General features: G+C 61.0%; 17 protein-coding genes. 7 read left to right on the plus strand and 10 right to left on the minus strand.

The genetic code is table 11. The features are described 5' to 3' along the window. Positions 1–264 precede the first annotated feature (264 nt). Positions 265–1,617: an OprD family porin gene (locus tag BTN82_RS22735; RefSeq protein ID WP_075121324.1), complete on the plus strand. Its 1,353-nt coding sequence runs from the start codon at positions 265–267 to the stop codon at positions 1,615–1,617. Between the two features lie 192 nt (positions 1,618–1,809). Here the strand turns inward: BTN82_RS22735 and BTN82_RS22740 are convergent, their stop codons facing one another. Together BTN82_RS22740 and BTN82_RS22745 are read right to left on the minus strand one after the other, a co-directional pair. Further along, on the minus strand, positions 1,810–2,652 hold the full coding sequence (locus BTN82_RS22740; protein WP_075121325.1) for a mechanosensitive ion channel family protein: 843 nt from the start codon (positions 2,650–2,652) through the stop codon (positions 1,810–1,812). Between the two features lie 134 nt (positions 2,653–2,786). Continuing rightward, entirely contained in the window at positions 2,787–3,272 is a 486-nt protein-coding gene (locus BTN82_RS22745; RefSeq protein WP_007931144.1) for a YajQ family cyclic di-GMP-binding protein, read from the minus strand. 145 nt (positions 3,273–3,417) lie between these two features. Between BTN82_RS22745 and BTN82_RS22750 the strand changes: the two genes are divergently transcribed. Genes BTN82_RS22750 through BTN82_RS22760 form a run of 3 tightly spaced genes read left to right on the plus strand, consistent with a single transcriptional unit; the run spans position 3,418 to position 7,004 of the window. Further along, entirely contained in the window at positions 3,418–4,335 is a 918-nt protein-coding gene (locus BTN82_RS22750; RefSeq protein WP_075121326.1) for a putative 2-dehydropantoate 2-reductase, read from the plus strand. Between the two features lie 45 nt (positions 4,336–4,380). Continuing rightward, positions 4,381–6,417, plus strand: coding sequence for a HAMP domain-containing sensor histidine kinase (locus BTN82_RS22755; protein WP_075121327.1), 2,037 nt, complete (start codon positions 4,381–4,383; stop codon positions 6,415–6,417). Between the two features lie 2 nt (positions 6,418–6,419). Next, positions 6,420–7,004 (plus strand): cob(I)yrinic acid a,c-diamide adenosyltransferase, encoded by a 585-nt coding sequence (locus BTN82_RS22760; RefSeq protein WP_075121328.1) that lies wholly within the window; start codon positions 6,420–6,422, stop codon positions 7,002–7,004. Between the two features lie 79 nt (positions 7,005–7,083). Here the strand turns inward: BTN82_RS22760 and BTN82_RS22765 are convergent, their stop codons facing one another. From BTN82_RS22765 to secA, 4 genes are all read right to left on the minus strand, one after another. Beyond that, positions 7,084–8,022, minus strand: a complete 939-nt coding sequence (locus tag BTN82_RS22765; protein ID WP_075121329.1) for a Nudix family hydrolase — start codon at positions 8,020–8,022, stop codon at positions 7,084–7,086. Beyond that, positions 8,019–8,651 carry a glutathione S-transferase gene (locus BTN82_RS22770; RefSeq protein WP_075121330.1) on the minus strand — a complete coding sequence of 211 codons (633 nt, stop codon included), beginning with the start codon at positions 8,649–8,651 and terminating at the stop codon, positions 8,019–8,021. Before BTN82_RS22770 ends, BTN82_RS22765 begins: the two co-directional genes overlap by 4 nt. A gap of 117 nt (positions 8,652–8,768) precedes the next feature. Then, positions 8,769–9,986: a bifunctional glutamate N-acetyltransferase/amino-acid acetyltransferase ArgJ gene (argJ, locus tag BTN82_RS22775; protein WP_075121331.1), complete on the minus strand. Its 1,218-nt coding sequence runs from the start codon at positions 9,984–9,986 to the stop codon at positions 8,769–8,771. A gap of 123 nt (positions 9,987–10,109) precedes the next feature. Beyond that, on the minus strand, positions 10,110–12,851 hold the full coding sequence (secA, locus tag BTN82_RS22780) for a preprotein translocase subunit SecA (RefSeq protein WP_075121332.1): 2,742 nt from the start codon (positions 12,849–12,851) through the stop codon (positions 10,110–10,112). 306 nt (positions 12,852–13,157) lie between these two features. Between secA and BTN82_RS22785 the strand changes: the two genes are divergently transcribed. Beyond that, positions 13,158–13,613: a DUF721 domain-containing protein gene (locus BTN82_RS22785; RefSeq protein WP_075121333.1), complete on the plus strand. Its 456-nt coding sequence runs from the start codon at positions 13,158–13,160 to the stop codon at positions 13,611–13,613. Between the two features lie 15 nt (positions 13,614–13,628). On the opposite strand, the gene BTN82_RS22790 is transcribed toward BTN82_RS22785, so the two are convergent. Then, positions 13,629–15,116, minus strand: coding sequence for a helicase HerA-like domain-containing protein (locus BTN82_RS22790; RefSeq protein WP_075121384.1), 1,488 nt, complete (start codon positions 15,114–15,116; stop codon positions 13,629–13,631). Between the two features lie 184 nt (positions 15,117–15,300). Between BTN82_RS22790 and BTN82_RS22795 the strand changes: the two genes are divergently transcribed. Beyond that, positions 15,301–17,190 (plus strand): methyl-accepting chemotaxis protein, encoded by a 1,890-nt coding sequence (locus tag BTN82_RS22795; RefSeq protein WP_075121334.1) that lies wholly within the window; start codon positions 15,301–15,303, stop codon positions 17,188–17,190. Positions 17,191–17,453: 263 nt separating this feature from the next. Here the strand turns inward: BTN82_RS22795 and BTN82_RS22800 are convergent, their stop codons facing one another. After that, on the minus strand, positions 17,454–17,636 hold the full coding sequence (locus tag BTN82_RS22800; RefSeq protein ID WP_075121335.1) for a hypothetical protein: 183 nt from the start codon (positions 17,634–17,636) through the stop codon (positions 17,454–17,456). Between the two features lie 78 nt (positions 17,637–17,714). Beyond that, positions 17,715–18,563, minus strand: a complete 849-nt coding sequence (gene purU, locus BTN82_RS22805; RefSeq protein WP_075121385.1) for a formyltetrahydrofolate deformylase — start codon at positions 18,561–18,563, stop codon at positions 17,715–17,717. Between the two features lie 339 nt (positions 18,564–18,902). On the opposite strand from purU, the gene mvaT reads away from it, so the two are divergent. After that, on the plus strand, positions 18,903–19,277 hold the full coding sequence (gene mvaT, locus BTN82_RS22810) for a histone-like nucleoid-structuring protein MvaT (RefSeq protein ID WP_044464697.1): 375 nt from the start codon (positions 18,903–18,905) through the stop codon (positions 19,275–19,277). A 91-nt stretch (positions 19,278–19,368) separates the two neighbouring features. On the opposite strand, the gene sbcB is transcribed toward mvaT, so the two are convergent. After that, positions 19,369–20,811: an exodeoxyribonuclease I gene (gene sbcB / locus BTN82_RS22815; RefSeq protein ID WP_075121336.1), complete on the minus strand. Its 1,443-nt coding sequence runs from the start codon at positions 20,809–20,811 to the stop codon at positions 19,369–19,371. Between the last annotated feature and the right edge of the window lie 46 nt (positions 20,812–20,857).

Here is a 20,857-nt window from a genome sequence, read left to right on the forward strand (position 1 = left end):
GCCAAAGTTCTTTCTGTATCCAGGTTCAAGCCTTCAAAAACAGCACTAAAGTTGTCAGTCCGGATACATGCGGACTGCGAATTTGCGACATTGATCGAGCATTTTGCGACAGGGTCGTAAAGAAGCTGAAAGGACTGATACGTAAGTATCGCCAACATTGTCAGCGTGATATAAGTTTGCGCCGACACAAAAAGAAAGAGCCGCCCAGATAATAAAACAGGTGGGACGGCAGTACTCTTCTAAAAACCAAAGGAGCAAATCACGATGCGCGTGATGAAGTGGAGCATGATCGCACTGGCAGTTGCAGCAGCAGCCAGTACTCAAGTGGCTACGGCCGCACCTTTCGTAAGTGACCAGGCTGAAGCCAAAGGTTTCGTTGAAGGCGCCAAGTTCGACGTCCTGCTGCGTAACTATTACTTCAACCGTGATAACAAGAATGGCGGCAACGACCAGAAAGACTGGACCCAAGGTATCTGGGGCAACTTCAGCTCCGGTTACACCGAAGGTACTGTAGGCGTCGGCGTTGATGCGTTTGGTTATCTGGCACTCAAACTGGATGGCGGCGACGGCACTGGCGGCACCGGCAACATGAGCCGCGACGCCGATGGCGACGTCAACAAGAGCCAAGGCAAAGCAGGCGCAGCGGTCAAATTCCGCATCTCCAAAACCGAGCTGAAAGTTGGCGACATGCAGCCAAGCACCTCTCCGGTGTTCGCAGTCGGCGGTTCCCGTATCCTTCCTCAAACTGCCAGCGGTTTCCAACTGCAGAGCAGCGAGATCCAGAATCTTGATCTGGAAGGCGGTCACTTCTATTCGGGTACCAGCCAGGACTCCAACGCGCGTAATGGCAACTTGTATGCTAACTACGCTGGCGTGGCATCCAACAGCATCGACTACTTCGGTGGCAAATACGGCATCACCGATAACCTGAGCGCGTCGCTCTACGGCTCCAAGCTGGAAGACGTCTGGAACCAGTACTACGCCAACCTGAACTACACCATCCCGATGGGCGGCGACCAGTCGTTGAACCTGGACGGTAACATCTACCGTACTACCGACACCGGCAGCTCCAAGGCAGGTGACATCAGCAACACCACGTTCTCCCTGGCAGCTGCGTTCTCGTTCCTGAAAGCGCACACCGTTACCGTAGGCTTCCAGAAGGTCAACGGCGACACTCCGTTCGACTACATCGGTGTAGGTGGCCACGACACGAGCAAACGCGGTTCCAACCGTGGCGGCGACTCGATCTTCCTCGCCAACTCCATCCAGTACTCCGACTTCAACGGCCCGAACGAGAAGTCCGCACAAGTCCGTTACGACCTGAAAATGGCCGAATACGGCGTGCCTGGCCTGAGCTTCATGACCCGCTACGTGAAGGGTTGGGACATCGACGGCACCAAGATGGCCGCCGACAGCCCATACCGTCTCTACGGTTACGGCGAAGATGGCAAACACCACGAGACCAACCTCGAGGCCAAATACGTTGTTCAGACCGGCCCAGCCAAGGACCTGTCGTTCCGTATTCGTCAAGCCTGGCACACTGCCAACGCCGACCAGGCCGAAGGCGACGTCAAAGAGTTCCGCCTGATCGTCGACTACCCACTGTCGATCTTGTAATAGCGGATACTTCGCGAGTAATAAAAAAGGCCCATCACTTGATGGGCCTTTTTTTTGTTGGACGCGGGTAGCCTGATGAAAGATCCGGCTATCGACAGTTAGCTATTACAACCAGGTTACACCCCCTGCCCCAACAACTATGAATTAAAAGCCTGACCACTCGATCAGACTTTTAACCCCTGCCTTCACTACTTACTGAACAGCCGCTTCCTGAACCACACGAATCACTCGCTGTGGAAATGGAATATCAATACCTGCCTCTTTCAATCGGTCACGGGACAACTCGTTGAAGCGGAACAGTACATCCCAGTAGTCCGCGGTTTTCACCCAGACGCGCAGCGAAAGAGTAATCGAGCTATCGCCCAGCATGGAAACCACCGCGACCGGCGCTGGATCGGCCAACACACGCTCATCCTTGGCCAGTTCCAACAGAACCTCACGGGCCTTTTGCAGGTCAGCCTCGTAGTTCACCCCGACATCGAAGACCACCTTACGGGTCAGCTGTCGGTTGTGGTTGGTAATAATGCCGTTGGACAGATTGCCGTTGGGCACGATGACCGTCTTGTTGTCGGCGGTGCGCAATACGGTGTGGAAGATCTGGATGCTATCGACCGTACCGCTGATGCCCTGAGCTTCGATCACATCGCCGATACGGAACGGGCGGAACAGCAAAATCAGCACGCCGCCGGCGAAGTTCGCCAGGCTGCCTTGCAGTGCCAGGCCAATGGCCAGGCCCGCGGCGCCGATCGCGGCAACGAACGATGTGGTTTCGACACCGATCATCGAGGCCACGCTGACAATCAGCAGCACCTTGAGGATGATGTTCGCCAGGCTGCTGATAAACCCTTGCAGCGCCTGGTCGGCATTACGCAGCGCCAGCAACTTGCCGACCTTGTGCGTCAACCTGTTGATCAGCCACCAGCCGATGGCCAGGGTGATGACCGCGAGCAATACCCGGCTGCCGTATTCCATGATCATCGGGATCCAGGCTTGTGAAGCCTTGACCAGGTTGTCTACTTCAGCATTCAAATCCATCTATCTCTCCTGATTCCCCGCGACCGGGCATAAAAACAAGGGCAGCACGATTGACGCCATGGAGGCTCACTCGTTTCTGCCCATGACTCGGGCCTGGGACGCCAATAACCTTCCGAGGTTCCCGAAAATTCCGATCAATCGCGGAAGTTGTTGAACTGCAGCGGCATGCCGAATTCTTTTGCGCGCAGAGCCGCGATGGCTTCCTGCAAGTCATCGCGCTTCTTGCCGGTAACCCGCACCTGCTCGCCCTGGATGGCCGCCTGGACTTTCAGCTTGGCGTCCTTGATATGGGCCACGATCTTTTTCGCCAGTTCTTTGTCGATGCCTTCCTTGAGGGTCGCTTCTTGCTTCATCACCTTGCCCGAAGCGTAAGCGTCCTTGACCTCGAGGCACTGCACATCGATCTTGCGCTTGACCAGGGCCAGCTTGAGGATCTCGATCATCGCTTCCAGCTGGAATTCGGCTTCAGCGGTCAGGTTGACAGTCAGTTCCTTTTCCTTGAACTCGAAGCTGCCTTTGCCCTTCAAGTCGTAACGGCGGTCCAGCTCCTTGACGGCGTTTTCCACGGCGTTGGTGACTTCGTGCTTGTCCAGTTCGGATACCACGTCAAACGACGGCATGTAGTTTCTCCAATAAAAAAGGGGCGCCGCTCGATAAAGATGGAGCACGCCCGGTTTGCGGTTAAAATCCGGGCTCATTATAACGGGTCTTTTCCCTCCTTCACTGCGAGCCGCGCATGCGTCCGCCAAACCGAGCACAACGCTGATGTCGACTACCTGGCACATTCTGGGCGCGGGCAGCCTCGGTACCTTATGGGCCACACGCCTGGCCCGTGCCGGCTTGCCAGTACGCCTGATCCTGCGCGATCAGGCGCGCTTGCAGGATTACCAGGCAGCGGGCGGGCTGACCCTGGTGGAGCAAGGCCAAGCCAGTTTTCATGCCATTCCCGGCGAGACCGTCGACAGCCACGAACCCATTACCCGCCTGCTGGTGGCCTGCAAGGCTTATGACGCGCAGCACGCCGTCGGGCAGCTGGTTTCGCGCCTGACGCCGGACGCAGAACTGATCCTGCTGCAGAACGGCCTGGGCAGCCAGGATGCCGTGGCGGCCCAGGCCCCGCAGGCCCGCTGCATCTATGCCTCCAGCACCGAGGGCGCCTTTCGCGATGGCGACTGGCGCGTGGTATTCGCTGGCCATGGCTACACCTGGCTGGGCGATGCCAGCCACCCCACCGCGCCCTTCTGGCTGGACGACCTGAGCGCCAGCGGCATTCCCCACGAATGGAGCACCGAGATCCTGACCCGCCTCTGGCGCAAGCTCGCGCTCAACTGCGCGATCAATCCGCTGACGGTCCTGCACGACTGCCGCAACGGCGGCCTGCAGCAGCACCACTGCGAAGTCGCGATGCTCTGCGTCGAACTCACCGAACTGTTGGAACGTTGCGGCCAGCCGGCCGCCGCCGAGAATCTGCAACAGGAGGTCGAACGAGTGATCCAGGCGACCGCCGCCAACTACTCCTCCATGCATCAGGATGTCGCCAGCCGGCGCAGAACCGAGATCAGCTATCTGTTGGGGCATGCCTGCAACGTCGCCGCCAGACACCAGTTGAACCTGCCCAACCTCAGTCGCCTGCAGCGGCGACTGGTGGAACACCTGCAACAGCGCGGATTGCCCAGCGACTGAGCAGCGGCTACGCTGCCCACGTATTCCTCTCTAGCGACGTCCCCGATGCCATTGCGCCAGCGCCTCGAAAACCTGCCGGTCGGCCAAAAGCTGCTGGCCGCCTTGCTCGTCCTGCTGATTACCGTATTGCTGGTCGCCAACCTGACCTTTATCAGCGCCGCCTACTGGATCTCCCAGGAAAGCATGGCGCCGCAGGCGTTGCAGACCATTGGCCGGCTGGTGTCCAACCCGACGCTGGCCGCCCAGGCCCTGGATTCGCCGCAGAACGCCGAGAAACTGCTCAACGAACTCAATAGCTACTCTCCGCTGCGGGCCGCTGCGATCTATGACAGCAAGGGCATGCGCCTGGCCCAGCTGCAACACGGCGAGCGCCTGAAACTGCCGGAGCGCTATCGGCACATCGAAGCCTGGCAACTGACCGAATTTCGCAGCAATCAGATCATCGCCCTGCCCCGCGCCGGCCTGCCTCCCGGGCACCTGTTGCTGGTGGCCAGCAGCGAACTGCCGATGGCCTTCTATACCGGCACCCTGACCGCGAGCCTGGGCATCCTGATCTTCAGCGTGCTGCTGTGGCTGATCATTGCCCGACAGATCAAACGGCTGATCACCCAACCCATCCATCAGCTGGAGGAGTTGTCCCGCCAGGTGACCCGCGAGGAAAACTATTCCCTGCGAGCCGCCCGCGGCAACCACGATGAAATCGGTAGCCTCGCCGAGGCCTTCAACACCATGCTGTCGCGCATCGAAGCCCGGGAGCAGCAACTCAAGCGCGCCCGCGACGACTCCCAGGCCGCCTACGACCAGGCCCAGGGGCTGGCCGAGGAAACCCGCCACACCAACCGCAAGCTGGAGCTGGAAGTCCAGGTGCGCAGCAAGATCGAAAAGAAGCTCACCGGTTTTCAGAACTACCTCAACAGCATCATCGACTCGATGCCCTCGGCGCTGATCGCCCTGGACGAGCAGCTCTACGTCACCCAATGGAACCAGGAGGCCAGCGCCCTCTCCGGCACCCGCCTGGACGAAGCGCTGAACCAGCCGATTTTCCTCGCCTTCGAGCCGCTCAAGCCCTTCCTGCCCCAACTCAAGGAAACCGTGGAACAACATACGGTCACCAAGGTCGAGCGGGTCACCTGGGTCAAGGACGACGAGGCCCGGCACTATGCCCTGACGTTCTATCCGTTGATGGGCGGGGCCGGGCGCGGCGTGGTGATCCGAATAGACGACATCACCCAGCGCCTGTCCCTGGAAGAAATGATGGTGCAGTCGGAAAAAATGCTCTCCGTGGGCGGCCTGGCCGCCGGCATGGCTCACGAAATCAACAACCCACTGGGAGCCATCCTGCACAACGTACAGAACATTCGCCGACGCCTGTCACCCGAACTGCCGAAGAACCTGGAGCATGCCGAACAGTTGGGTATCGAACTGGAAACCGTCAACCAGTACCTGCAGGGCCGCGAAGTGCCGCAGCTGCTGGACGGCATCCAGCAGGCCGGCGCCCGGGCGGCGAAGATCGTGACCCACATGCTCAGTTTCAGCCGGCGCAGCAACCGGCAGATGGCGCCTTGCGACTTGCCGGCCTTGATCGACCAGGCGGTGGAGATTGCCGGCAACGATTTCGACCTGGCCATCGGCTTCGACTTCAAGGGCCAGGCCATCATCCGTCAGTTCGATCCGCAACTGGGCCCGGTGCCCGGTACCGCCAACGAACTGGAGCAAGTGCTGCTCAACCTGCTGAAAAACGCCGCCCAGGCCATCCACCAGCGTGAAGACGACAGTGAGCCCGGGCGCATTATCCTGCGTACCCGGCTGAACCCGCCCTGGGCGGAAATCCAGGTCGAGGACAACGGCATCGGCATGAGCGAAAACGTGCGCAAACGCACCTTCGAGCCGTTCTTCACCACCAAGGAAATCGGCCAGGGCACCGGCCTTGGGCTTTCGGTTTCGTATTTCATCATTACCAACAATCACAAGGGCCAGATGGAAGTGCAGTCGACGCGGGGCCAGGGCACCTGCTTCACCTTGCGCCTGCCGTTGGCGGGCAGCCAGCCTCCGCCCCTGGAACACCCCCCACTGGAGAGTTAGACATGGGTTTTCGCTTGTCGAAGATTTACACCCGCACCGGCGACAAAGGCGAAACCGGGCTGGGTGACGGGCGCCGGGTGCCCAAGGACCATCCGCGAGTCGAGGCCATTGGCGAAGTCGATACACTGAACAGCCAGCTGGGGTTGCTCTTGGCCGGACTGGCCGAGCAGCGCCAGGAACATCCCGGCCTGCAGGAAGTGATAGAGGTGCTAGGCCCTTGCCAGCATCGCCTCTTCGACCTCGGCGGCGAACTGGCAATGCCGGTGTACCGCGCCCTCGACACGCTTGAAGTCGAACGCCTGGAAGCCGCCATCGATGCCTGGAACGAAGAGTTGGGCCCCCTGGAGAACTTTATCCTGCCCGGCGGATCACTCCTGATCGCCCAGGCCCACGTTTGCCGCAGCCTGGCCCGCAGCGCCGAACGACGCTGCCAGCATCTGAATGCCGTGGAACCGCTGGAGGGAGTCGGCCTGGCCTACATCAATCGCCTGTCCGACCTGCTGTTCGTCGCTGCACGCCTGATTGCCAAGCGCCAGGGGATTGCCGAGATTCTCTGGCAGGCGGCGCAAAAACCGACTGCCGATTGAGCTGGGCGATCTGATCGCGAGCAAGCTCGCTCCTACAAAATCGTGCAGTTCCTGTAGGAACGAGCCTGCTCGCGATTGGTTACGGCCAGAACGCGCGGATCCCCGCCACCCCTTGTGCCCCGGCGTGCCACGCTTGCTCGCGCTGATCCGGACCGAGTCCGCCCAGCAAGTAGACCGGCTTGTTGAAACCGCTGATCAACTGCGTAGCCTGCTCCCAACCCAAGGGCTGGGCATCGGGATGGGTCTGGGTGGGCTGGACCGGAGACAGGGTCACGAAGTCCACATCCATCTGCTGCGCCAAAGACAACTCTTGCGCGTTATGGCAGGAAGCGGCCAACCAGCGCTCCTTGCCGAAAGGACGCCCGGCGCCGGCATGTTTGCGCAATTGCGCTGAAGTGATGTGCCAGCCCGCCGAAGGAAAATCCCCCAGCCACTCGAACGGTCCCTTGAGCATCAATTGCGCCTTGCCCGCGCAAAGACCGACCGCATCCACCGCCAGGTCGCGGTACTGCGGGTCGTAGCCGTTGGGCGCACGCAGTTGCACCAGCTTGATCCCGCCGGCAATGGCCTGCTGCATGCCTCGCAACAGCGCCGGGGTTTCCAGGCCTTCCGGGGTGATCAGGTATTCGCTCGGCAAACGCGCCGCCGCTACGATCGGCTGGTTGGCCGCCGGAAACTCATAATTCTCCAGCTCGCGGGAGGTGACCCAGGCCAGAGGCTGCCCCTCTGCGCCATGGGGTTCGCCGGTAAAACCGGAAACCTCCCAGACATCCAGCAAGACCTGTTTGTCCGGGTAGTCGTGCTGCACCTTGATCAGCGGCCGCGCCTGGGACACCTGAATGCCCAACTCCTCCTGCAACTCACGGGTCAGCGCCGCCTCTACGGCCTCGCCCGACTCGACCTTGCCCCCGGGAAACTCCCAGAGACCGCCCTGATGCTGAGTATCGGCACGTCGGGCAATCAGAATCCTGCCGCTGGCATCACGGATAACGGCCGCCGCCACATGTACTCGTTTCACCGTACTGCTTCCTCTAAACCGGCTTTCTGCCAGGCCTTGAAGGCCGGCCATTGATAAATCGTTTCAACATAGGCCGCATCGATAGCCGGCAGCAGCACCCTGTAGGTGCGCAGGCGAACGGCGATCGGCGCAAAAAAAGCGTCCGCCAGGCTGACCCGGCCAAACAGGTACGGGCCCGGCTCGATAGCGGCAGCCCGGCATTCGGCCCACAAGGCTAGCATCCGTTCGATATCGACCTGAGCCTCGGGCGGCATGGGCGAAAGCGCGGCGTCGCGGCTCAGGTCGAACGGCAGGTTGCCGCGCATGCCAAAGAAACCGCTGTGCATCTGCGCACAGGCGGAACGCGCCTGGGCCCGGGCAGCCACATCACGCGGCCAGAGCTCGGCCGCGGGAAAACGTTCGACCAGGTATTCGGCAATCGCCAGCGAGTCGGCGATGGTGCCGTGCTCGCTCTGCAATAGTGGGACTTTGCCGGTCGGCGAGTGCTGGAGAAGCCGCTCACGGGTATCGGGCTGGTTCAGCTTGATCAATTCTTCGGTGTAAGTCGCACCGGCCAGCTCGAGCGCCAGGGCGGCACGCAGCGACCAGGAAGAATAGAGTTTGTCACCGATGATCAGGTGAAGGCTCATGTCGGGCACCTTTCAAAAGGGGGTGGAGGCCTGTGGCCTCCATCGCGAGCCAGCGCGCTCCTACAAGTGATGTGCTGTCCCCCTGTAGACGCGAACTGGCTCGCGATCAACGGTCTATCAGGTACGGTATTCCGCGTTGATTTTCACGTACTCGTGGGACAGGTCGGTGGTCCAGATGGTTTCGCTGCAAGCACCACGGCCCAGTTCGATACGGATGGTGATTTCTTCCTGTTGCATCACCGCCGCACCCTGGGCTTCGGTGTAGCTGGCAGCCCGCGCACCGCGGCTGGCGATACACACCTGGCCGAGGAAAACGTCGATCTTGCTCACATCCAGATCCGCTACGCCGGCACGCCCGACAGCCGCCAGGATACGTCCCCAGTTCGGGTCGGAAGCGAACAGCGCGGTCTTGATCAGCGGCGAGTGAGCCACGGTGTAGCCAACATCCAGGCATTCCTGATGAGTGCCGCCGCCGTTGACTTCGACCGTCACGAACTTGGTCGCGCCTTCGCCGTCACGCACGATGGCCTGGGCCACGTCCATGCAGACCTCGAATACCGCCTGCTTCAAGGCGGTGAACAGCGGGCCGCTGGCTTCGGTAATTTCCGGCAGGGCCGCCTGGCCCGTGGCGATCAGCATGCAGCAGTCGTTGGTGGAGGTGTCGCCGTCGATAGTGATGCGGTTGAACGACTTGTTGGCGCCGTCCAGCAACAGGTTCTGCAACACCTCGCGGGAAACCTTGGCGTCCGTCGCGATGTAACCGAGCATGGTCGCCATGTTCGGACGGATCATGCCCGCGCCCTTGCTGATGCCGGTGACGGTAATGGTCACGCCATCGTGCTGGAACTGGCGGCTAGCGCCCTTAGGCAGGGTATCGGTGGTCATGATGCCCGTCGCGGCGGCAGCCCAGTTGTCCACGGACAGGTCATCCAGCGCGGCCTGCAGCGCGCCTTCGATTTTCTCCACCGGCAGCGGTTCGCCGATGACCCCGGTGGAATACGGCAGTACGGCAGTGGCATCGACACCCGTCAGTTCAGCCAGCTTGGCGCACGTACGGGTCGCGGCGGCCAGGCCGGGCTCCCCGGTACCGGCGTTGGCATTGCCGGTGTTGGTCAACAGGTAACGCACCGGGCCCTGTACCCGCTGCTTGGCCAGGATCACCGGAGCGGCGCAAAACGCATTCAAGGTGAACACGCCGGCCACCGTGGAACCTTCGGCGCAGCGCATGACCACGACATCCTTGCGCCCCGGGCGCTTGATGCCCGCCGAGGCGATACCGAGTTCAAAACCGGCAACCGGGTGCAACGTTGGCAAAGGACCAAGACCAACAGCCATGAATGCGCTCCTCTTTAATGTGATGTACGCACCGCCATCGAAAAAGGCAGTGCTGCGAATGGAAAAACGCCGCGACGGCTGATGCCGGTCGCGGCGCGGGTATTTCAGTGTCTGGCGAAAATCTTAGTTGATCTGGCCGTGACAGTGTTTGTACTTCTTGCCCGAACCGCAGTAGCACAGCTCGTTGCGGCCCAGTTTCTGCTCGTTGCGTACCGGAGCGGAAGCCAGGGCCACATCGACATCGACGCCCTCCTCCAGCGCTTCCGACTGCTCCAGGCCCGGGGCGGCGGCGTGCTCGAACTGCATGCGCTGAGCCAGTGCCTCGGCTTCCTGGCGCAGGCGCGCCTCTTCCTCGATCGGGTCCTCGCGGCGAACCTGAACGTGCGACAGCACACGAATCGAGTCGCGCTTGATGGAATCCAGCAGCTCGGAGAACAGGGTGAAGGACTCGCGCTTGTATTCCTGTTTCGGGTTCTTCTGCGCATAACCGCGCAGGTGAATACCGTGGCGCAGGTGGTCCATGGTCGACAGGTGGTCTTTCCACAGATCGTCCAGTACGCGCAGAACGATTTGTTTCTCGAAGGTGCGCAGTGCTTCGGCGCCGGCCTGGTCTTCTTTCTCGTTGTACGCGGCGACCAGCTCGTTCAGCAGCTTCTCGCGCAGGGTTTCTTCGTACAGGTGGTCGTCTTCGTCGAGCCATTGCTGGATCGGCAGGCTCACCCCGAAGTCGCTCTGCAACGCAGCTTCCAGACCGGCCACATCCCACTGCTCAGGCAGCGATTGCGGAGGAATGTGCGCGCTGACGGTGGCGTTGAGCACGTCCTGGCGGAAATCGGAAATGGTCTCGCCGATGTTGTCCGCGGCCAGCAACGTGTTACGCATGTGATAGATCACTTTACGCTGTTCGTTGTTGACGTCGTCGAACTCCAGCAGTTGCTTGCGAATGTCGAAGTTGCGGCCCTCGACCTTGCGCTGGGCTTTTTCGATCGCGTTGGTCACCATGCGGTGCTCGATCGCCTCGCCAGACTGCATACCCAGCGCCTTCATGAAGTTCTTCACCCGGTCGGAGGCGAAGATACGCATCAGGCTGTCTTCCAGCGACAGGTAGAAACGGCTGGAACCGGCGTCGCCCTGGCGGCCGGCACGGCCCCGCAACTGGTTGTCGATACGACGGGATTCGTGACGCTCGGAGGCAATCACCTGCAGGCCGCCGGACTCCAGGACCTGCTGGTGACGCTTCTGCCAGTCGGCCTTGATCTGGGCGATCTGCTCGGGGGTCGGGCTTTCCAGGGAGGCGACTTCAACTTCCCAGTTACCGCCCAACAGAATGTCGGTACCGCGACCGGCCATGTTGGTGGCGATGGTCAGGGCGCCCGGACGACCGGCCTGGGCAATGATTTCCGCTTCTTTTTCGTGGAACTTGGCGTTCAGTACCTTGTGCTCGATACCCTCCTTGTTGAGCAGGCCGGAAACATGCTCGGAGGTTTCGATGGTCGCGGTCCCCACCAGGATCGGACGGCCCTGGGCCATGCCGTCCTTGATGTCGTTGATGATCGCCGCGTACTTCTCCTCGGCGGTCAGGAACACCAGGTCGTTGTAGTCCTTGCGCGCCAGCGGCTTGTTCGGCGGGATGACCATCACCGACAGGCCATAGATCTGATGGAACTCGAACGCTTCGGTGTCGGCGGTACCGGTCATGCCGGACAGCTTGGCGTACAGGCGGAAGTAGTTCTGGAAGGTGGTCGATGCCAGGGTCTGGCTTTCGGCCTGGATATTCAGGTTTTCCTTGGCTTCGATGGCCTGGTGCAAGCCTTCGGACAGGCGACGGCCCGGCATGGTGCGACCGGTGTGTTCGTCGACCAGGACCACCTGGCCTTCCTGCACGATGTACTCGACGTTGCGGTGGAACAGCTTGTGCGCGCGCAGACCGGCATATACGTGGGTCAGCAAGCCCAGGTTATGGGCCGAGTACAGGCTCTCGCCCTCGGCCAGCAGGCCGACGCGGGTCAGCATTTCCTCGATGTACTGGTGACCGGCTTCGTTCAGCTCGACCTGACGGGTCTTCTCGTCGATGGTGTAGTGGCCGGCCTTGGTGACCTCGCCTTCCACTTCTTCGATGTGCTGCTCGAGTTGCGGGATCAGCTTGTTGATTTCGGTGTAGAGCTTGGAGCTGTCCTCGGCCTGGCCGGAGATAATCAGCGGAGTACGAGCCTCGTCGATCAGGATCGAGTCGACTTCGTCGATCACGGCAAAATTGAGCTCGCGCTGGAACTTGTCTTCCATGCTGAAAGCCATGTTGTCGCGCAGGTAGTCGAAACCGAATTCGTTGTTGGTGCCGTAGGTGATGTCGGCCGCGTAGGCCGCGCGCTTCTCTTCCGGCGGCTGGAACGGCGTGACCACGCCGACCGTCAGGCCGAGGAATTCATAGAGCGGGCGCATCCAGTTGGCGTCGCGGCGGGCCAGATAGTCGTTCACCGTGACCACGTGCACGCCCTTGCCGGACAGCGCGTTGAGGTAAACGCCCAGTGTCGCCACCAGGGTCTTGCCTTCACCGGTACGCATCTCGGCGATCTTGCCTTCATGCAAGGTCATGCCGCCGATCAACTGTACGTCGAAGTGGCGCATGCCCATGACCCGCTTACCGGCTTCGCGGGCGACCGCAAAGGCTTCGGGAAGCAGTTTGTCGAGGGATTCACCTTTGGCTATGCGGGCCTTGAACTCGGCAGTCTTGGCACGCAACTGATCGTCCGAAAGGGCCACCATTTGCTCTTCGAAGGCATTGACGATCTGTACCGTCTTGAGCATGCGTTTGACTTCACGCTCGTTCTTGCTTCCAAAAAGTTTCTTTAACAAAGGCGCAAACATATCGGCAGGATCTTCCACACATAGGGATGGAGGGCGGCCCCGTGAGTCGCCCGTGCAGCCCTCATGGCCGCATGCGAACGAGCATTCTACCCGGAAACGATGGTGAGGAAAGTGGCGTTATTCCACGATGCTGGTACAGCGCTGTGACGGGGCTTGCTTACAATAAGGCCTTTTACGCCAGTTTCAACCCGGACGAGTACGAAGTTAACCATTGATTTAATAGACAAAGCCTTGCTGCAGCGATGGGCGAGGTCTGGCCTGCGCTTTCTGCTACCATGGCGGCTCTGTAACTTCAGGTGTCGGATCATGGCATTTCGCCCTCTCACGGCCAGAGCACCCGCCGTCCTCCTGCGCGAAGCCAAGCCTCTCAAAGCCATACTCGGCCATGCCCAGCGCCTGGCGCATTTGCAGCGCCTGCTGGAAAGCCAGTTGCAGCCCGCGGCACGCGAACACTGCCATGTCGCCTCCTGGCGCGAAGGCTGCCTGCTGCTGATCGTCACCGACGGCCATTGGGCGACACGCCTGCGTTATCAGCAAAAACGCCTGCAACGTCAACTTCTGGAATTCAATGAATTCAACAATCTGACGCGGATTCTGTTCAAGGTCCAACCTCCCACCGTGCAGCGCAACGCCGCTGGCCACACCATGGACCTGTCGAGCAACGCCGCCGAGACCATTCAGGCCACTGCCGACGGCATCACCGACCCCAACCTGCGCGCCGCCCTGGAGCGCTTGGCCAGTCACGCCAAACCACGGGCATGACCGGCCGGCCGCCAATCAGCGGCGCTTGCTGCCACCGAGCAACGACCCCATGAGCCCACGCACCAGTTGTCGTCCCAACTGGTTCGCAGCTTGGCGCATGGCCGACTTCAGGGCCTGACCGGCGGCCGTTCCGAGGAACTCGCCGGCGCGATCGGTGAAGCTCGGCTCCTCGGCTGCCGGTTTGGCGGGCGCAGCCTCGGCCTCCGGTGCCAGGCCCTTGCGCCCCATCAGCACTTCATAGGCCGACTCGCGGTCGACCGGTTTATCGTAGCGGCCGAGCAGCGGCGAACTGCTGATCAGCGCCGCGCGCTCGGCCTCGCTCAGAGGCCCGATGCGCGATTGCGGTGGAGCCACCAGCACGCGCTGGACCATCTCCGGCGTGCCTTTTTCCTGCAGGGTACCGACCAGCGCCTCGCCAATCCCCAGTTCAGTCAGTACCGCCAGGGCATCGAATGCCGGGTTCGGCCGGAAGCCGTCCGCTACAGCGCGCAAGGACTTCTGCTCCTTGGCGGTGAAGGCCCGCAAACCGTGCTGGATGCGCAAGCCCAGTTGCGCCAGCACATCGTCGGGCAAGTCGCCCGGGGACTGGGTAACGAAGTACACCCCCACGCCCTTGGAACGAATCAGCCGCACAACCTGCTCCAGCCGGTCCTGCAAGGCCTTGGGGGTGCCGGCGAACAACAGGTGCGCTTCGTCGAAAAACAGCGCCAGCAGCGGCTTCTCCGCATCGCCGCGTTCCGGCAACTGCTCGAACAACTCGGCCAGCAGCCACAGCAGGAAAGTCGCATAGACCTTGGGCGCCTCGTGCACCAGGCGACTGGCATCGAGCAGATGAATCCGTCCGCGCCCGTCGCTGGCCGGCTGCAGGATGTCTTCCAGTTGCAGGGCCGGCTCGCCGAACAGGGCTTCGGCGCCCTGCTGTTCCAGGGTCGCCAGGCGGCGCAACAAGGCCTGGCTGGAGCCGGTGGTCATCAGCGCCGCGTCGTCCCCCAGCAGTTGCGGGTTGTCCTTGAGGTGGTTGAGCAGCGCTTTAAGGTCTTTCAGGTCGAGCAGCAACAGGCCTTCGCGATCCGCCACCTTGAAGGCCGCATACAGCGCCGATTGCTGGCTGTCGGTCAATTCCAGCAGACTGCCCAGCAGCAGCGGGCCCATTTCGCTCAGGGTGGTGCGCAGCGGATGGCCGGACTGCCCATGAATGTCCCACAGGGTGACCGGATAAGCCTGGGGCTTGTGGTTCAGCCAGGGCATCCCGGCAATCCGCTCGGCGACCTTGCCCTGCGGGTTGCCGGCGGCACCCAGGCCACACAGGTCGCCCTTGATATCCGCGGCGAACACCGCGACACCGGCGTCGCTGAAGGCTTCCGCCAGGCGTTGCAAGGTGACGGTTTTCCCTGTCCCGGTGGCGCCCGCCACCAGCCCGTGACGATTGGCCAGGCGCATGGCCTGGGCGATCGGTTGCCCCGCGAGATCGGCACCGATAACGAGTTGCGATGAGTCCGGCATTTTGTCACCCATGGTTAATCTTTAGCCTTTTTCGGCCGATAGGTTGGGCCGTAAGAGACTGAAAAGTTCAGATAATTCCCCAAGGAGGAATGGAAATATCAGCTCTGCTTTCAGCAAAAACTCATTTTGCGCGCTTTTATAAGAGCACGCCCGTAACAATAAGAACTTAGCGGAACCACAAGCCATGAACAAAAATCTGCGCTTCAGCCACAAAATCCTGCTTGCCGCGGCCCTCATCGTCATTGCCGCCTTCGCCTCGTTCACGCTGTACAACGATTATCTACAGCGCAACGCCATTCGCGAAGACCTGGACAATTACCTGCATGAAATGGGCGATGTGACCGCGAGCAATATCCAGACCTGGCTCAGCGGGCGCATCCTGCTGATCGAGAACCTGGCACAGAACCTGGCGATCGATCCGCAAACCACCAAGGTCGCCAGCCTGCTCGAACAAAAAGCCCTGACCTCGACCTTCATGGCCTCGTATCTGGGCGACGCCAGCGGCAGCTTCACCATCCGCCCGGACGCGAAGATGCCCGACGGCTTCGACCCGCGCGTCCGCCCCTGGTACAAGGGCGCCGAGAGCAGCAGCGGCTCGACCCTCACCGAACCCTATATAGATGCAGCCACCGGACAACTGATCATTTCCGTCGCCACCGCCTCGCGTCATGCCGGACAGAGCATCGGCGTGGTAGGCGGCGACCTGAGCCTGCAGACCCTGGTGGAAACCCTCAACGCCCTGGACTTCGACGGCATGGGCTATGCCTTCCTGGTCAGCGCCGACGGCAAGATCCTGGTGCACCCGGACAAAGCGCTGGTGATGAAGAGCCTGAGCGAGGCCTACCCGCAGAACACTCCGCGCATCAATGGCGACTTCAGCGAAATCGAAGTCGACGGCAAGACCCGTATCGTCACCTTCACCCCGATCAAAGGCCTGCCTTCAGTGAACTGGTACATTGGCCTGTCCGTGGACAAGGACAAGGCCTTCGCGATGCTCAGCGAGTTCCGTGCCTCCGCCATCGTCGCTACCATCATTGCCGTAGCCATCATCATCGCCCTGCTGGGCATGCTGATCCGGGTCCTGATGCAGCCGCTGCATGTCATGACCCGCGCCATGCAGGACATCGCCGACGGCGAAGGCGACCTGACCCGCCGCCTGAACATCCAGAACCAGGATGAATTCGGCATTCTCGGTACCGCGTTCAACCGTTTCGTGGAGCGTATCCACGGTTCGATCCGCGAAGTGTCGTCGGCCACCGAACACGTCAACGAAGTCGCCCTGCGAGTGGTCAGCGCGTCCAACTCGTCGATGCTCAACTCCGACGAGCAGGCCAGCCGCACCAACAGCGTGGCCGCGGCGATCAATCAGCTCGGCGCCGCCGCCCAGGAAATCGCCCGCAACGCCGCCCAGGCCTCGCAACAGGCCAGCGACGCGCGCAACCTGGCCGAGGACGGCCAGCAAGTGGTGGACCGCAGCATCCTGGCGATGAACCAGCTATCGGAGATGATCAGCGCCTCCAGCAGCAACATCGAAACCCTCAACAGCAAGACCGTGAATATCGGGCAGATCCTCGAAGTCATCACCAGCATTTCCCAGCAGACCAACCTCCTGGCGCTCAACGCCGCCATCGAAGCGGCACGGGCCGGTGAAGCAGGACGCGGTTTCGCCGTGGTCGCCGACGAAGTGCGCAACCTGGCCCATCGCACCCAGGAGTCGGCGCAACAGGTGCAGACCATGATCGAGGAGTTGCAGGTCGGGGCGCGCGAGTCAGTCGGCACCATGAGCAACAGCCAGCGCCACAGCCAGGACAGCGTAGAAATCGCCAACCAGGCCGGGGCACGCCTGAACAGCGTGACCCAGCGCATCGGCGAAATCGACGGCATGAACCAGTCGGTCGCCACCGCGACCGAGGAACAGACCTCGGTGGTGGAGTCGATCAACATGGACATCACCGAGATCAACACCCTGAATCAGGAAGGGGTGGAGAACCTGCAATCGACCTTGCGCGCCTGTTCCGACCTGGAGCAGCAGGCCGCACGCCTGAAGCAGTTGGTCGGCAGCTTCCGGATCTGATCCCCACCAGCCGTTGCCTGGGCGCCCTGCTCAGGCAACGTGCTGAACACACCTCTCACAGCGCACCATGAACCGGACGATCGGACGGGGCCCCTGCTACTGGGCGGCGACGAACGATTGTGCTGGGTTGTGGCGGCTTGTGCATCCGCGGCGCTGCTGGCGCCCATGACGGGAAAGTCGACGGCGCTCGCGGCATCCTGATCTGGCGGGCCGGTATTGTTGCTGACGATCGGACACCCTTGCGGCGTCCCCCCCGGTCAACCTCAAGCAGGCTTGGACGGATCGGTCGGCTCAGGGTCCTGCTGCAACTGCTCCCACAACTCGGCGGCGCCGGGAAACTCGGTGCCGTCCTCGGCCGTCATGTCATCCGGGTCGTAGCGGCTCAGGCAGCCCTCGCCGAGGGTGGCAGGGGCCTTGGATGTGGCTTTGTCCAGTGGATCACTCATCGGCCGATCCTCATGACGAAGAATCGCCGGGCCCGACGCTTGAACGTCCAGGCCCGGCGGATTCGTTTAGAACGCTGCTTAGAACACGACAGTCTTGTTGCCGTGTACCAGCACGCGGTCTTCCAAGTGGTAACGCAGGCCGCGGGCCAGGACCATCTTCTCGACATCGCGACCGAAACGCACCATGTCTTCGATGCTGTCGCTATGGCTGACGCGGACCACGTCCTGCTCGATGATCGGGCCGGCGTCCAGTTCTTCGGTCACATAGTGGCAAGTCGCGCCGATCAGCTTCACGCCCCGCAGGGAGGCCTGGTGGTAGGGCTTGGCGCCGACGAACGACGGCAGGAAACTGTGGTGGATATTGATGACCTTGTGCGCGTATTCGCTGCACAACGCCGGCGGCAGGATCTGCATATAGCGCGCCAGCACCACCACTTCGGCGTCGTGCTGCTTGACCAGGCGCGAGACCTCGGCGAACGCCGGCTCCTTGTCCTGCGGGTTGACCGGTACGTGGTAATAAGGAATGCCGTGCCACTCGACCATGCTGCGCAGGTCGTCGTGGTTGGAAATCACACAGGAAATCTCGCAGTCGAGTTCGTCGCTGTGCCAGCGGTGCAGCAGGTCCGCCAGGCAGTGCGACTCGCGGCTGGCCATCAAGACCACGCGCTTCTTCTGCGCGGTATCGGTGATCCGCCAGTCCATCGAGAACTCTTCGGCAATCGGCGCAAAGGCTTCGCGGAAGGCTTCAAGACCGAACGGCAAGGAATCGGCACGTATTTCGTGACGCATGAAGAACCAGCCACTGAGATTATCCGAGTGGTGACTGGCTTCGGTGATCCAGCCGTTGTGGGACGCCAGAAAGTTACTGACTTTGGCAACGATGCCAACACGGTCCGGGCAAGAAATCACCAACCGAAAAGTGCGCATGAGGGGGAAACTCCAGAACTTCGCAAAGGCCGCCATTCTAGCGATTGCGCGGCAAAACTGCAGTATTCGTTGTGGCGGAATCCGATTCCTCTGAGCCGCCTGTAGGGCTCATGCCCGTCGCCAGCGAGAAATCAGTCACACTTGGAAATATTCCTATAACTCTCCGGGAAATATTCGTGCGTGCTCGTTCACAATATTTAACTCATCACTCAGATTCTTTGCTAAACACTCTAATCGGACTAAATAAAAGCCAGCTTTATTGTTTACTTGAGCAAATCGCCTGACTATTATTGCGCCACTGTAATCCTGCCACTCAGCACTCAACATAAGGCAATCCCCATGTCCCTGATCAACGAATACCGCGCCACTGAAGAAGCTATCAAAGAGCTGCAGGCCCGTTTGAAGAACCTGTCCCAAGACGACAAACTGCAAGCCGAGCTGGAATTCGAAGGCAAACTGCGCGCCCTGATGGGTGAATACTCCAAGTCCCTGCGCGACATCATCGCGCTGCTGGATCCGGACTCGAAAGTTAAAGCGCCACGTGCCGCCGTCAAAACTACCGGCACCAAGCGCGCGCGCAAGGTCAAGCAATACAAGAACCCGCACAACGGCGAAGTCATCGAAACCAAGGGCGGCAACCACAAAACCCTGAAAGAGTGGAAAGCCAAGTGGGGCGGCGACGTGGTCGAAGGCTGGGCAACCCTGCTGGGCTAAGCGATACGCCTGTCACAGAGGGATTTGCGACCTTATGAAAAAACGCCAGCTTGCTGGCGTTTTTTTATGTCTGGCAACTGCCCAAAATGTTCTAAGCCGAACAATCAAGCTCCAGGCGCAGCGCCAACGACCGGCTATAGTCGCGCCACTCATCCAGCACCTGACGCTGAACCGATGTAGCCGTCGCCATTAGTTCAGCAGTCACCCGATTGAAACTTTCCAGGGTATTGGGCGCCCCCCACTGCGGGTCGCTCAGGCGCTGCTGGCAGAATGTTCTCCAGCGCTCTTGCTCTTGCCCATTCAAGGTGTCAGGGAAGTTACGGGCGCGATAACGAAATAACAATTCCGGCAAACGCTCATCATCGAACGGCCATTGCTCTTGCCCTAGTTGGCTCGGTTCGGCATTGCGGACTTGTTCACATAAACGCCGGTCCCGATCGCCGATAAAACCGTCGTACAACTGCTGCTCGGGATCGAGGCTGGGGGCAAAATCCTCGCTGGCATAAATAGCCGCAAGTTTATCCCGCCAAACTTCCTGTGCGTCACTTAGCCGCAGCGCCCGGGCCTTATATTCCGCCACGTCCAGTTGCAGGCGTTGCTGGTCTTCACCGCGCAACACGTTCAGCGGTGCGACGACCGGACAGCGGTTGATATGGATGAGTTTCAAGGGCACCGGCAACTCGCCTTCGGCCAGATCCTCGCGCCGGGTGTACAAACGCTGGCGCAGCGTCTCGGCATCCAGTTCCAGCAATCCCTGCGGGTCCAGGTGCAGGTCGCAGACAATCAGGGCGTTGCGATTGCGCGGGTGCCAGGCCAGCGGCAGGACCACGCCGACATAACTGCGCGCGGCGGAAAAGCGCCCGGAAATATGCACCAGCGGCTGCAGCAAACGGACCTGGTCCATGACTTTCTGCTTGCTGCGCAACTGGAACAGCCATTCGTACAACTTTGGCTGCCGGTCGCGAATCAGTCGGGCCAGGGCAATGGTGGCGCGGACATCGGACAGCGCTTCGTGGGCATGCCCGTGGTCGATGCCATTGGCCGCCGTCAGGCGCTCCAGCTTCAGGGTGACTCGCCCCTCTTCATCCTGCGGCCAGACAATTCCTTCCGGGCGCAAGGCGTAGGCGGTGCGTACCACATCGATCAGGTCCCAGCGGCTGTTGCCGCCCTGCCACTCACGGGCGTAGGGGTCGAAGAAATTCCGGTACAGGCTGTAGCGAGTCATTTCGTCGTCGAAACGCAGCGTGTTGTAGCCGGCGCCACAAGTGCCCGGCGCCGCCAACTGGGTGTGCACCCGGGTCATGAAATCGGCCTCGCTCAACCCCTGGGCAGCCAGCTGCGTCGGGGTGATACCGGTGATCATGCAGGCGGCCGGATGAGGCAGGATGTCGTCGTTGGGCTGGCAATACAGGTTGACCGGCTCGCCGATCTCGTTGAGCTCGAAGTCGGTGCGAATCCCTGCCACCTGCAGCGGCCGGTCGCAGCGCGGGTTGATGCCGGTGGTTTCGTAGTCGTACCAGAAGATGGAGTTCACGGGCTGTTCCTGAGCAAAAGACCGGCAAAGTCTAGGCGCTTGGCAG

Origin of the sequence: Pseudomonas chlororaphis, from assembly GCF_001921865.1 — a bacterium.
Lineage (GTDB): Bacteria > Pseudomonadota > Gammaproteobacteria > Pseudomonadales > Pseudomonadaceae > Aquipseudomonas > Aquipseudomonas chlororaphis_D.

Coding starts and splice junctions, on each gene's coding strand:
- BTN82_RS22735 (WP_075121324.1), top strand. CDS start 265: ATGCGCGTGATGAAGTGGAGCATGATCGCACTGGCAGTTGCAGCAGCA.
- BTN82_RS22740 (WP_075121325.1), bottom strand. CDS start 2,652: ATGGATTTGAATGCTGAAGTAGACAACCTGGTCAAGGCTTCACAAGCC.
- BTN82_RS22745 (WP_007931144.1), bottom strand. CDS start 3,272: ATGCCGTCGTTTGACGTGGTATCCGAACTGGACAAGCACGAAGTCACC.
- BTN82_RS22750 (WP_075121326.1), top strand. CDS start 3,418: ATGTCGACTACCTGGCACATTCTGGGCGCGGGCAGCCTCGGTACCTTA.
- BTN82_RS22755 (WP_075121327.1), top strand. CDS start 4,381: ATGCCATTGCGCCAGCGCCTCGAAAACCTGCCGGTCGGCCAAAAGCTG.
- BTN82_RS22760 (WP_075121328.1), top strand. CDS start 6,420: ATGGGTTTTCGCTTGTCGAAGATTTACACCCGCACCGGCGACAAAGGC.
- BTN82_RS22770 (WP_075121330.1), bottom strand. CDS start 8,651: ATGAGCCTTCACCTGATCATCGGTGACAAACTCTATTCTTCCTGGTCG.
- argJ (WP_075121331.1), bottom strand. CDS start 9,986: ATGGCTGTTGGTCTTGGTCCTTTGCCAACGTTGCACCCGGTTGCCGGT.
- secA (WP_075121332.1), bottom strand. CDS start 12,851: ATGTTTGCGCCTTTGTTAAAGAAACTTTTTGGAAGCAAGAACGAGCGT.
- BTN82_RS22785 (WP_075121333.1), top strand. CDS start 13,158: ATGGCATTTCGCCCTCTCACGGCCAGAGCACCCGCCGTCCTCCTGCGC.
- BTN82_RS22790 (WP_075121384.1), bottom strand. CDS start 15,116: ATGCCGGACTCATCGCAACTCGTTATCGGTGCCGATCTCGCGGGGCAA.
- BTN82_RS22795 (WP_075121334.1), top strand. CDS start 15,301: ATGAACAAAAATCTGCGCTTCAGCCACAAAATCCTGCTTGCCGCGGCC.
- BTN82_RS22800 (WP_075121335.1), bottom strand. CDS start 17,636: ATGAGTGATCCACTGGACAAAGCCACATCCAAGGCCCCTGCCACCCTC.
- purU (WP_075121385.1), bottom strand. CDS start 18,563: ATGCGCACTTTTCGGTTGGTGATTTCTTGCCCGGACCGTGTTGGCATC.
- mvaT (WP_044464697.1), top strand. CDS start 18,903: ATGTCCCTGATCAACGAATACCGCGCCACTGAAGAAGCTATCAAAGAG.